Origin of the sequence: Pseudoalteromonas sp. P80D2 (genome assembly GCF_036680945.1) — a bacterium.
GTDB lineage: Bacteria > Pseudomonadota > Gammaproteobacteria > Enterobacterales > Alteromonadaceae > Pseudoalteromonas > Pseudoalteromonas shioyasakiensis.
The window spans coordinates 468,183-480,867 of sequence record NZ_JAZDAR010000022.1 but is presented as its reverse complement, the minus strand read 5'-3'; the positions used below and the strand labels follow the sequence as shown (position 1 = coordinate 480,867).

Annotated in this window: 7 protein-coding genes; 2 read left to right on the top strand and 5 right to left on the bottom strand. The window is 40.7% G+C overall.

Annotation, left to right across the window (positions count from 1 at the left end; all coding sequences use genetic code 11):
* Positions 1-288: 288 nt before the first annotated feature.
* Complete coding sequence (locus tag VRK28_RS04685; RefSeq protein WP_062564739.1) at positions 289-1,041, top strand: substrate-binding periplasmic protein; 753 nt, start codon at positions 289-291, stop codon at positions 1,039-1,041.
* A gap of 18 nt (positions 1,042-1,059) precedes the next feature.
* Here VRK28_RS04685 and VRK28_RS04680 read toward each other — a convergent pair whose 3' ends face one another.
* The 3 genes from VRK28_RS04680 to VRK28_RS04670 all read right to left on the bottom strand — a co-directional run bounded on the left by VRK28_RS04680 (position 1,060) and on the right by VRK28_RS04670 (position 7,217).
* Positions 1,060-2,565, bottom strand: a complete 1,506-nt coding sequence (locus VRK28_RS04680) for a phospholipase effector Tle1 domain-containing protein (RefSeq protein ID WP_062564738.1) — start codon at positions 2,563-2,565, stop codon at positions 1,060-1,062.
* Between the two features lie 127 nt (positions 2,566-2,692).
* The gene (locus VRK28_RS04675) at positions 2,693-6,214 is read right to left on the bottom strand and encodes an ATP-binding protein (protein WP_332393595.1); all 3,522 of its coding nucleotides are present in this window, start codon (positions 6,212-6,214) and stop codon (positions 2,693-2,695) included.
* Positions 6,215-6,266: 52 nt separating this feature from the next.
* Positions 6,267-7,217, bottom strand: a complete 951-nt coding sequence (locus tag VRK28_RS04670; RefSeq protein ID WP_332393594.1) for a GGDEF domain-containing response regulator — start codon at positions 7,215-7,217, stop codon at positions 6,267-6,269.
* 146 nt (positions 7,218-7,363) lie between these two features.
* Between VRK28_RS04670 and VRK28_RS04665 the strand changes: the two genes are divergently transcribed.
* Positions 7,364-9,811 carry an EAL domain-containing protein gene (locus VRK28_RS04665; RefSeq protein WP_332393593.1) on the top strand — a complete coding sequence of 816 codons (2,448 nt, stop codon included), beginning with the start codon at positions 7,364-7,366 and terminating at the stop codon, positions 9,809-9,811.
* On the opposite strand, the gene VRK28_RS04660 is transcribed toward VRK28_RS04665, so the two are convergent.
* Both VRK28_RS04660 and VRK28_RS04655 read right to left on the bottom strand, forming a co-directional pair.
* Positions 9,808-10,380 carry a manganese efflux pump MntP gene (locus VRK28_RS04660; protein ID WP_062564755.1) on the bottom strand — a complete coding sequence of 191 codons (573 nt, stop codon included), beginning with the start codon at positions 10,378-10,380 and terminating at the stop codon, positions 9,808-9,810. The two genes, VRK28_RS04665 and VRK28_RS04660, sit on opposite strands and share 4 nt — an antisense overlap.
* Positions 10,381-10,465: 85 nt before the next feature.
* The gene (locus VRK28_RS04655) at positions 10,466-12,595 is read right to left on the bottom strand and encodes a hypothetical protein (protein ID WP_062564734.1); all 2,130 of its coding nucleotides are present in this window, start codon (positions 12,593-12,595) and stop codon (positions 10,466-10,468) included.
* Positions 12,596-12,685 lie beyond the last annotated feature (90 nt).

Genomic DNA, 12,685 nt, shown 5'->3' with positions numbered 1-12,685 from the left:
CTTTTCTCAGCATTTGAACTGCACATTTTTAGGGTAGGTTGGGTCGAGCGGAGCGATACCCAACATAATCCATGTAAACCTTTTTATTTTAAAAGATAAACCAATCAATCAAACGCGATGTAAAATCGCTGCTACAGACTCGTACCTCGCACCTCGCACCTCGCAACTTTACTCTTTCCCCTTGAAACTCGCTAACTTATGGTTTCCCACATCACACATTGGTCTTTCAGACATTATCAACCATACTTGAATAATATGATCTGTAAGTATTTAAACTAAGGTGGCTTAATGGGGTTAAAAGCGCTGTTTTTACTTGTTGTTGCTGTATTGAGTAACTCGGCTTTTAGCTGCGATAAAACCCTAAAAGTGGGGATTAGTCAGCAGTGGGCACCTTATGCTTTTAAGCAAAATGGCAAGCTTACTGGCATTGATATTGATGTGGTTAATTTAGTGCTAAAAGAGGCAGGATTTTGCGCTAAATACGTTGTTATGCCTTCATCTAAACGCGGCTTTGCAGAGCTTAAGCACGGTAAAGTCGATTTACTACCCGCGGCAAGCTATAGCACAGAACGTGACTCTTTTAGTTTCTTTTCCAAGCCTTACCGTAATGAAGTGATGCGCTTGTTTTGGTACCCGCATGGCCGGTTAGAATCTCTTGATTTACAAGGGCTGCTCGAACATCAGCAAGTTATTTTAACTAACAGTGGTAGTTACTTTGGCCCTGACTTCACTCATTTTAAAGAAGACGCAAAATATAAAGAACAACTCGTTACTGTGTCATCTTTGCGTCAGCGTCTCGCTATGCTAGTTGCTAGGCGGGTCGATTTTTTTGTTGATGATGAACTAGCTGGTTTATATTTAATTCAAAAAAATAATCAGCAGGGTATCGAGCTGCATCCGTATATTGTCAATAATGACAGCGTTTATTTTATGCTGAGCGAAACAACCCTTTTAGCAGAAGACAGAGCGGCTATTAACTCAGCAATTTTAAACAACCAGCAAGCGATAACGGAGATCATCGCTCGCTATGTTAAGCAATAAACTATCCCAAACACTAAACTATCCTAAACGAGTCACGCGCAGTTTAATACGCCCCGCATTCGCCCCATAAAAGCGGTTTAGGTCGTTGGCAAACGGGCAAAACTCGCCTGATTTAGCAATACGAATATCAGCACCCTCAGCAATTTCAAACAAATGCTCATCGTTGTTATCGATAGCGCCAATCAACGCAAACCATTGTGCGTGCGGTAATCGTCTAAACGGTTCAAGCACGGCCATCGGGATTTCTTTCACCCCTAGTTGAATATTGTCACGGTGCCAGCCTGCAGGGCCACAACTAATGCCATCGTCATACCAAGTTTGCTCTGGGTAAGGCATAAATCGGTACGTACCACCTTGCTCTAACATTAAGCCTGTGTGGTTGTATTTTTCAGCGCCATAAACAAACACATCTTTACTTTCGTCTACGCTCAGCACCGTCATATTTTGTTTATCAAGCGCAATATGCGGGCTTAAACCCTTAAAGCTTAAGCGAGTTTCGTCATTATAAAGTACGTCGTAGTGAAGGCTCTTTAACGATTCAGGGCGATAGCTTGTTAAACGATTAATACGCTCTGCTACTGTGTAATGAATAGTTGGCGTGAGCGTGCTTTGTTCGTTATCAACCAATACACAGCATTCGCGATCTACCAGTTTAAACAAAGGGTTAAACCAAAAATAGTTTTGCTGATGGCTTAGTGCCAATGGATCTGGTGTTACGGTGACATCATCTTGAGCAATGAGATTACGATGCTCTTCTGGGAGCAAGGTGTTGTAATTGATATCCGCACTGGTAAGTAAGTTTAATGCAACGGTTTGTTCAATCAGCCACTCAATTGCATAGCGCAGGCAAATGTCGGCTAAACCATCACGATAATAGCCGCCACCCACATCTGAATGAGCGCCCGCAAACCAGATCTCTTGCACATGCGGCGCACTATTAATAAGTGTGGGTTCAAATGCACGGCGCTTTTCATCAAGTGCTACGCAATGAAGGGCTGCTTTTATATTGCTTGCAAGTGTGTAGTTTTCAAAAATAACGTGCTCAGCACCGCGGGTTGCTTTTGTTACTTTTGAAAAACCAATAGATGCAACGGTATCAAATACACATAAGTAAACATCATCACTAATAAGTGGCTCTAAACATTTGGCAAAGCGCCTAGCAAGGGCAGCACCTCGGCTAAAACCAGTCAGAAGTATTTTATCACCTACAGTGTAGTAGCTTTTAAAGTCGCTCATAGCACGATTTAAAATGCTGGCAACATCATCGCCTCTTGGTGCAAGGGCTTGATTAAATAAACGTCGAAAGCGGCTACCTTGGGTGCCTATACCCTGATAATAAAAGCTAAGTTGAGTTGGAAATGGTGTTTCGGGCTCGCTATTGAGTGCGCCACCAAAAAGTAAATGAAGTTTAAGAATATTAGAAATACTGGCGTCTTCTTTGAAGTGTGCAGCGCTGAATTGTTCAGCATCACGAGGCTCGCTGCCTGTGCCATCAAAGTTGAAAATCAGCGTTTTAGCGGTCATAGCGTCATTCCTTTAGTGGTTTGTATAAACATACTCCCACTTTATGAAAATTAGAAGACAAATATGCGGCGCTTTAATGAAAAATGGGCTTTGATTTTCAAAGCCCATTTATTTGCTCTCAATAAAATTAGCCGACCCTGGCTACGGTATGCTTTTGTAAAATTTCTAACAAAATCTCGTAGTCTTTTTCGATTTCGAGTAGCTTAAGTTGAATATCTTTTAGCGTATTGCCCTTACTTGCGGCCAGCACCTCCAGCTCAGTAAAGTGCTGGTGCAATTTGGCTGCACCAACATCGCCACAGGTCCCTTTTAGGGCATGGCTGGTGGTTGCAATCCCATGGTAATCTTTGTCTTTGATTGCTTGTGTTAGTAGCGCTATTTTTTTATGTGAGCTCTCTAAAAACATCTTACTCACTTTGTTTAATAGCACCTCGTTATTCATCAAACGACCGAGGGCTGCTTCGCGATTCCAATGCTGTTTTTCTTCATCGATTAATTCTTCTTGCAGTATAGCGGGCGACTGATTTACCTCAGGCACAGCAATCGTTTTTGGCGCTGTATGATGTTTAGGGTACGTTGATGCAACCCATTTTGCTGTGGTGGTGATGAGCTTATCGGCACTGATTGGTTTTGTGATGTAATCGCTCATACCTGCATTTAAGCACTTTTTACGCTCACCGAGCATGGCATTGGCTGTCATGGCAATAATAGGAATGTCGCTATGGTACTCTCCACCAGCCCCTTTGCGTATTTGTGCCGCAGCATCATAGCCATTTAGTACAGGCATTTGGCAGTCCATTAACACGCAGTTAAATGGGTCGTCTTCAGGTGCACTGGCCAATATTTCAATGGCTTGCTGACCATTCGACGCCATTTCAAAGCGCAGTGCCAAGCTCATTAATGTGCCTTTGGCAACTGCAGCATTTATATCGTTATCATCAACGATCAGGATTTTTGCTCCAGCAATATCAACATCTATGTGAATTTGCGTATCAGTCTCGCGACGAAGTGGTGTTGTGTCTTGAGCAGGCTGCTCTTTTATGAGTCGTTCATCAGCTAGTTTAAGTAAAAACTCAGAGATAAGCACAGGTTTAGATAAGCGCATAAAGGTGCAGAATTTAGCTTGCGGTGGTGGTTCGGTTGGGTTTATAAGCACTACTAATTTAAAGGGCAGGCTATAGTCATAGGTATTTTCACTAAAGCTATCAAGTTTTGCGAGTAACGGATTGCCAGGCTCTAAAATTAGCGTATCAAAGGGCATGTTATCGCTTACCTCAAAGCTTTCTAGGTCAACATTCGTGAGCTGTCCACCGCAATGAGAGATTAGTTTTGTTAGGCTTCTTTCAAGCTCAGGTTGTTTGACCGACACAGCAAAAACGCTGTCTTTTAAGCGGCTGCTTGGTTGGCGTTTTTCTACATTTTGGCTGTCTAACTGAATGGTAAATGTGAAAGCACTCCCTTTCCCCTCGGTTGATTCAAAGGATATGTGTCCATTCAATAAACTGGCTAGCTGCTTACATATCGATAAACCAAGCCCTGTGCCCCCATATTGCGAAGCTACTCTGTTATCAGCTTGGGTGAAAGCACTAAACAATTTATTTTGATTTTCAGGCGCAATACCAATGCCGGTATCTTGAATTGTGCAGCATAGCTCAACGTTATCATCGCTAAGTCGCTTACTCGCGGCGGTAAATTTTATAAAGCCTGTTTTAGTAAATTTAATCGCGTTATTTATTAAATTGGTAAGCACTTGTGAGTAACGATGAGGGTCAGTAACAATCGAGCTGTACTCAACATCGGCAATATCTAAAATAAATTCAAGGTTTTTCTCTTGTGCTTTAACAGCCATGCTGCCACTTAAGCTTTCAAAAAACTTAATAGGGTTAAACGCTTTTTTGTCCAAGTCGAGTTTGCCAGCCTCAATTTTTGATAAATCAAGAATGTCGTTAATGAGCACATTTAAGCTATTAACGCTTACCTCGGTCATTTCTAAATAATGTTGCTGTTGGTTACTTAATGACTCTCGTTTAATTAAATTAAGTGTGCCGATAATGCCGTTTAAGGGAGTACGCATTTCATGGCTGATATTGGATATAAAAGCGCTTTTAACTTGGCTGGCTTTTTCGAGCTGGGCAGTTCTTTGTGCGACTTTAATTTCGAGTTCGTTATTTATTTGCTTAATTTTGTCGCTCGCTTGCTTTTCAACGGTAGTGTCGCGAATGAGGATGGCTGAGCCGTTGTGTTGATGATGTTCATCAAAAATAGCTGAAAAAGCGAGTGCTAAATGAGTTGTTTGTTGATTTGATTGCTGGTAGTCGACTTCAATTTCATGTTGCTTTCGTTGGCTTTTAACCTCGTTACATACCTCTTTAATATTAATATTTGGAAATAGATTCAGTTTGTTTATATCAGCGCCTAGAACTTGTTCCCGTTGAAACCCAAACAGTTCAGTGGCCGCTTTATTCCAACTAGACACAAGACCAATATCACTGACCGCAATAATGGCATCTTTTGAGCCGCTAATAATGGCTGAAGATACTGCTCTTGCCTCGGCAAGCTCACGATTACGCTTTAAATTTCGATGTAAAAATCCAAGCACAAACACCAAAAAAGCAGATACGCCCAACAAAAATGCATAAGTGCTGATCCTTTGCTCGCGTTCCATCGCATTAATTTCAGAGTGAGGTAGCATAATGTGGGCATCTATAAACCCGGTTTCTAAATCCCCAGTAAGAGGTATGCGTTTACTTAACGCTTCGTATTGTTGTTCACCAGCAAAGTTAGAGCTAATGCTGAGTATATTTTCTAGATAGGCGGGTTCAGATTTATACACTGAGTCCCAACGTTTGTTTGGCGCTAAGTCGCGACTAAAGCGTAAGTCTTCATTTGGGTGAACTAAAAAGTAGCCTTCGCTGTCTGTTAGGATCAATGAGTTTGGTGCTTGTACCATCGCATTAAGAGATGCAAATAGGTGAGAGGTGTTAATGTTTGCAATAATCAGCCCATAGCGCTGCATATTTTCATCAAAAATGGGTAAGGCTATTCGCAGCATAGGCTTATATGGATAATCGAGCTTTCCATATTCCCGGTTAAGTGTTATTGCTGATAAATACATATCACCCTGTGGTAATTGCGAACTCTGTTGGTAGTAATCACGGCCACTTTTATCCTGTAACTGATTATCGGATTTTACAACTATGCCACCGGCAGCTCTGTCTACCCTGATAAGTTCTTGTCCTGCTTGTTGTGTACTGATGATACGTAATTGCTCGAATTCAGAATTTGATTGTAAAAATGCAACGAATATCGTTTCTAAACGTTTTTTCCATTGCTCTGAGGTAGTGTTATCAAGAGGGTCGTTACCACCATTTGCTGCAGCTCTGGCAAGTCCTGCTATAGGTGGAGTGGAATATAAAAACTGTAAATCGTTTTTATATTTATTTATTTTTTCATGGACTTGCACATCTACGGTAGCGCTTGATTCTCTCAGTCGTTCAGCAACACTGTTATTAATATTTTTATGAAGTTGTAGTTCGAAAAAGAAGATTGCTGAGCACATAATTGCGGCTATAAAAGCAATCGCTAATGGTATTAAAAAGCGTCCTTCAGATGTTGTCGTTTTTTTCTGGTGTAATACTTCGTAATCCATGGCTCAGCCCTCCATACCGCAAACGTGAGTCGGTAGTAAGGTTTGATTTAGCTTAAAAGCTAAAACTGGGTTCAGCAAGTATGCAAACACAGCGGTTTCTCCCTTGATGCTTGGCTTGATAGAGCGCTTTGTCGGCACTGCGAATTAGTTCGTCAGTGTCGATGGCTTCATGCCCAGAAAATGTTGCGCTACCAATACTAATAGAGAGGACTCCAGAGGTTGCATGTGGGTGTTCAATATTTAGTTCACGAATGTTTGCCAATAGCTTATGGGCAATAAATTGTGCCCCTTGAATATCGGTGTCTGGCAATACACATAAAAATTCTTCACCGCCATAGCGGATAGTGGTATCAGTTGGGCGGTTAACACTTTTTTTGATTTCATCAGCAACGCGTTTTAGGCATTCGTCACCTTGTTGATGGCCAAGAGAGTCGTTGTACTGTTTAAAGTAATCAATATCGAGCATTAATACCGAAAGGGCTTTATCGTTTCTGATGGCTAAACGAATGTTTTGATCAAGGGTGTTTTGTAAAAATCGTCGGTTGTTTAAACCAGTGAGGCTGTCGTGTTCACAAAGGTTTTTGAGCAAATCAGCTTGTTTTTTTAAGGTCAAATGCGCTTTTACGCGATTAAGTAATGTGACGCCATAAACCGGTTTTGATACAAAATCGACGGCGCCTGCTTGCCAGCAGCGATTTTGGTCATCTTGATCCATAATAGCGGTAATATATATCACCGGAATATCTTTGTATTGGGAGTGTTTTTTTAATTGCTTGCAAACATCTAGGCCGCTCATAGTACCAAGCATCACATCAAGCAATATTAAATCTGGCTTAACGGTTTCGCACAGGTGCAGCACGTTTTCACCGCAATCTGTAGTGTGAGTTTTATAGTAGGGCGAGAGCAAACTTTCTATTACGGTTGTATTAATTGGTTCATCATCAACAATCAAAATAACAGAATTATTAAGCTTTAAATCTGTGCGACTAGCTACCGGTTGCAAACTATTCCCTCCACGCGATAAATAAATCATAGACCGGATTTTGGGATTTTCTACAACTTAAGAATTAAAAAATTATTTTTTATGTTGGCGCGTCTGCTGAGATAGGACTAGAGTTTTTTTAAGTACTATTTACAGAGGCGATGGATATGCTTTTTTCTCATCATGAAAATTCACACAATAAAGTGCTTGTAGTGGATGATGAGCCGACTAGTTTGATGATTATGGCCGAGTCGCTTAGCGACCTTGGTGAGATTGTTTGTTGCGATAATGGCACTCAAGCAATTGAGAAAGCAGTTTTCTTTCAGCCAGATGTGATTTTGCTCGACATTGAAATGCCTGGCATGAATGGCTTTGAGGTGTGTAAAAAACTTAAAAACAACCCTAAAACCGCGCAAAGTCATGTGATTTTCGTTACCTCTCATAATGAGCAAATTTTTGAATATCAAAGTTTTGCAAGCGGTGGGATTGATCTTATTCATAAACCCGTTGATTTGAACATTTGTCGCCTGAGAGTACAAAACCAGTTAAAGCTTAAACACCAAGAGGCGCAAATACTGGCTGCAAAAAATGATATTTCGACACTCGTTGCGCAAGTACCTGTGTATATATCTTACTGGTCAAATACCGAGGAAAACCTCTTTAGTAATGATGAAACCAGCCATTGGTTTTCAAAAAGCAGCGAGCAAATGTTAGGTTGTTTCGCTAAAGATGTATTACCAGATGAATTGTATGAGGCTTTTCATCGCTGCTTGACTAAGGGCATAGAGCAAGAAGTTTTAAATATTCAGTTGCCTAGCCCTCGCAATAAGATTGAATATGTTAGAGCGCAAATAAATTTAAGAATAAAAGAGCGAGAAGTTGTAGGTGTTATTCTTACTCTTTCGGACATCACCTCAATTACCCATACAAAAAAACTGCTATCGAATGAGTCTGAACGTTTACGGGTTATGCTTAATTCTATTGGTGATGCCGTAATAGCCACGGACAACAACGCAATTATTAACTTTATGAACCCCATTGCTGAGCGATTAACAGGTTGGCACGTTGAAGAGGCAAAAGGGCGCCATATTGAAGAGGTAATGAAGCTCGTTGATGCAACATCTAACAAAACACTCGTCAATCCTATATCTGTTGCTTTAAAAGAGCAGCGCATTGTTGCTATGGCGTTAAATAGTCAATTAACTGGGCTTGATGGGCGAGTATATAGGGTAGAAGATTCAGCTGCGCCAATACGTGATATTGAAGGTAATATCATTGGCGGTATTATCGTGTTTCATGATGTCAGTGAATCAATCGCGATGGCAGTGAAAATGAGCCATTTAGCTAATCATGATTTACTAACAGACTTGCCTAATCGGGTGTTATTGCATGATAGGGTCACTCATGCATGTAAAGTCGCTATGAGCATGAAAAAGAAAGTGGCTTTAATGCTGATTGATATCGATCACTTTAAGTACTTAAACGATACCCTAGGTCATCATCAAGGCGATTTAATTATTAAACATGTGGCTAAGCGCCTTGAGTCTCTCATCGATTTAAACACCACGTTAGCTAGAATTGGCGGCGATGAATTTGTAATTTTATTACCTGACGTGCAGAGCACCTCCGCGATAGATGCCATTGCCAGCGATATTATTAACACCATGAATGAGCCGTTTCGTATTGATAGCCAAGAGTATATATTATCGGTCAGTGTGGGGGTGAGTGTTAACCCTGCGGACTCTACTCAAGCAGAAGAGATGATGACTCATGCCGATGCAGCCATGTACCGTGCGAAAGAGCAGGGACGTAACCGTTTTTGTTATTACTCCGATGACTTAGAGTATCAATTTAAGCAGCGTCAAAGCGTTGAAAAGCTCTTAAGACATGCTATTGAGCAAGATAAGATTGAGGTATTTTATCAGCCGAAACTAGCGCTTTTGACAGAAAAAATTATTGGTGTTGAAGCCCTAGTGCGACTGAGAGATGACGAGAATAAGCTAATTTCACCACTGGATTTTATACCCCTTGCAGAAGAAACAGGTCTTATTCATGCTTTGGGCCAGTCAGTGCTTAAGCAAAGCTGTAAAGCGGCTAAAGAGTGGGCCGATAAAGGGCATAACATAAAGGTTGCCGTGAACATTGCAGCAAAACAATTTACCGATGGTAATTTTTGTAATCTCGTTGCTGATACCATTGAACAAGCGGGGCTTGCCAGTGAACTGTTAGAGCTTGAAGTAACCGAAAGCGCGTTGATGCATGATTTTGAAGAAATAAAAATGATGCTTAATAAGCTCTCTGACTTAGGGTTAGCCATTGCCATTGATGACTTTGGTACGGGCTATTCAAGTTTGTCTTATTTAAAACTCTTTCCCGTGGATGTACTCAAAATAGATCAATCTTTTGTGAGAGATATGCTCACCGATACACAAAGTATGGACATTGTTAGAACCATCACCAGCTTAGCGCATATCTTGAATTTGCAAATTGTGGCTGAAGGTATTGAAGAAAAGCAACACTTAAATAGTTTAATCGATTTAGGCTGCGAGCTTGGGCAAGGGTACTATTTTCATAAGCCCATGCCCAAAGAAGAGTTTGATAAGCTGTTAGGTTAAGCCATGGTGTGGCTGTATAGGATGCCACAGCCGATAAAGATAAGTGCAACACCACCGATTGCTTCGGCCTTTTTGCCAACCCAGCCACTCATTACGTTACCAAGTAGTGCGCCGATGGTAACCATAATTGTGGTTGCTAGGCCTATCATGGCGGCTGCTAAGTAAATGTTCACTTTCATGAAAGCAAGGCTAATACCTACTGTCATGGCATCGATACTAGTGCCAACAGCGGTTAGTAATGTGGCAATGAAAGAGCGTTTGGTATTCGGGGCAAGTTCTTCTTCATCGTCGTCATCTTCTTTACGACTCTCAAGCAACATATGAACACCTAAACCCACTAACAACACAAAGGCAATCCAGTGATCAAAGGCTTCAACGTAATCTGCACCGGCACTGCCAATTAGCCAGCCAACAATCGGTGCGATAGCTTCGATACAGCCAAACAATAAACCAAGCTTGATTGCACTCAGAACACGAGGATTTTTAAGTGTACTGCCTTTGGTGATTGAAGCTGCAAAAGCATCAGTCGACATAGCAAGCGATAAAACGCTTAGAGTAATAATATTCAATTTTTGCGCCCCACAAAAAGTGGGCATTATACGCGGCTAAGCCGTAAACAGATAGGTTAATTTACGGCTCAAATAGGTAAGGAGCTTAATAAGCGCTGTACTGATAGTTATTCATTACAGTGCCACCTTTGGGTGCAAGTTTTGGCTCAAGTTTAATAAGCTCTTCATAAACATCAGGGACAAAAACTTTTAGACGCTCAGCACGGCGAAAGTGGTTAGGCTCATATTGCTCAACAAGTTTTAATGCGCTTGGCATATAGTCTGCGAGGGTTTGTGTGTTATAGCTTTGCTCCAGTGCTTGGTCGAGAATATCAAGCCCAGGTTTAGAAAAATCATGTGCAACTGCAAGGCTCATTAAAAACTTAACTGCTTCTTTTGAATGCATGCTTGCATAAAAATACATATCGTTGTTTTGCATGTCTTTTAATGAAAAATCAAAGCCACTATCGGCTAATGTTTGCCATTGTGCTAATGGTAACTTAGTAAATACAAAAAGATTTTCAGGTGCAGTTGGAGCGACTCTGTTTTGCCAAATAGACGTCAATTGTTGAGCGTTTGCTATTGTTGCTGCAAGCAACATATTTGTCTGGTGGGTACTGAGCTTTGCTGTTTGGGTAATCGTTGCAACAGTACTAAAGTCTTTTTCGACAATTGCTTCTTTAAAGGCTTGATACTGCGTTGAGGTTTGATATTTATACTCATTTGAATGCAAGAATTGCCAATTATGAACTTGTACAGGGTCGATTTCTTGAAGCGTATTGGGAGTTAGTAAGCCTTGTTGCGCTTCGAGCGTTTCTAATTCTTCGAGTGCTTGAGAGCGTGTTTTTATCGCTTCTAGTGAATTGATCCGCTGATCTATCGTTTCACACTCAGGAGTTATTTTTTTGGCTTGCTGTTTTTGTCTCTCATAGGCACTGAGTGCTTTTGATATTGCAGAGTTATCTTTTTCTTTACGTTTAAATGCTTGGTTATTTGGGATTAGCTTTAAATCTTTGAACTGAGAAAAAGCATCATTAGCAACTTGGTCGCCAACAAATAAAAGGCTACTCGGTAAAAATGAAGATTTAAGCATCAGTAGCCTATCGTTCGGTGTGTCGCGCACAAGCTCGCCGTGAGCTCGATAACCTTTATTTTTTAGATAACTTAGTGTTTCTAAGTGTTTGCTCTCTAGTGGCTGTACTTCGCTATTTGAGCTGCCCTTTAGGTTTACAATGGCTATATCCATCGCTGTAAATACATTTGGCTGATTAGTGGGCTCAATACCTCGTTCACTTAACAACTTTAAAATTGGTACGTTAAATTCACTCACAGCCACATCAGCAAGGTTTAAATACAATTGTTCATCCATAAAGTCATCACTCATTGCTGTAGGCGAGCCGCCTAGCTGTGCTGTTTGAGAGATGAGGGCTGTTAAATAATCATTAGGTAAGTTGCTTTTTAAAGCCACAGCAATGTCGTTAACAGTAAACTCTTTGCTGGATATTGCGTTTTCAAACTCAGTCAAACTAAGCGCATGAGCATTAGCAAGAAACAAAATAGATGGTGAAATGAGCCGTGATGGACCGATTTTAAATGGTGTTTTTAAATAGGTATTAAAATCATCGTTGTTATCTAATAGTTTGTACAATGCTGTTTTGTTTACTTGCTCAGGTAATGGAACATTAAACATCATTGAACCTGTATTTTGACTAAGGGGTCCATTAACTGCCGTTAGTTGGTTGATTGTATCAGCATCAAAATAATCAATGACCTCAAGTCCTTGCCAGCTTTTTAGTATGTTAACAGATGAGGCATATTGAAATTGCTGTTCTGCATTCTCTTTGATTGCGTTAATAACTAAGGTATTAAATGAACGGTAAGATATTTTCACAAGCTCTGAATAACTTAAAATATCTTCAAGAGAGTCACCGTCTTTTAATGCTTGTTTAATCGCTGCCTCTATTTGACTGTGATCAGCTGCAGCTTGAGTGGCTTTTAAACTTTGTTGCTTACACTGGTGTTTGGCTAGCTTGAGCTTAGCCAGCTCTGATGCTTTACTATTTGGCTGGCTTGATGGTTCAAAGAAACTCGTAGCTTTCTTTTGTTCAGCGATATTAGCAGAAGATGTCGAGACTTTGTTGCTTATCGCTTCGATGGGAGTGGGTTTATCTAATATCAGGTAGGTCCCACAGGCACAAAGCCCTGCAAAAACGGTTAGTGAAATACCTTTTTTCATATTCAATCCATGGATTTATTTTGCCTGAAGTGTATGGTTTTATATTTTGATGTCAATGACTTGGGGACGAAGTGCACAAATAGCCGACAA

Bases quoted from the DNA above. Each gene is read 5' to 3' on its own strand.
- VRK28_RS04685 (WP_062564739.1), top strand. From the start codon at position 289: ATGGGGTTAAAAGCGCTGTTTTTACTTGTTGTTGCTGTATTGAGTAAC.
- VRK28_RS04680 (WP_062564738.1), bottom strand. From the start codon at position 2,565: ATGACCGCTAAAACGCTGATTTTCAACTTTGATGGCACAGGCAGCGAG.
- VRK28_RS04675 (WP_332393595.1), bottom strand. From the start codon at position 6,214: ATGGATTACGAAGTATTACACCAGAAAAAAACGACAACATCTGAAGGA.
- VRK28_RS04665 (WP_332393593.1), top strand. From the start codon at position 7,364: ATGCTTTTTTCTCATCATGAAAATTCACACAATAAAGTGCTTGTAGTG.
- VRK28_RS04655 (WP_062564734.1), bottom strand. From the start codon at position 12,595: ATGAAAAAAGGTATTTCACTAACCGTTTTTGCAGGGCTTTGTGCCTGT.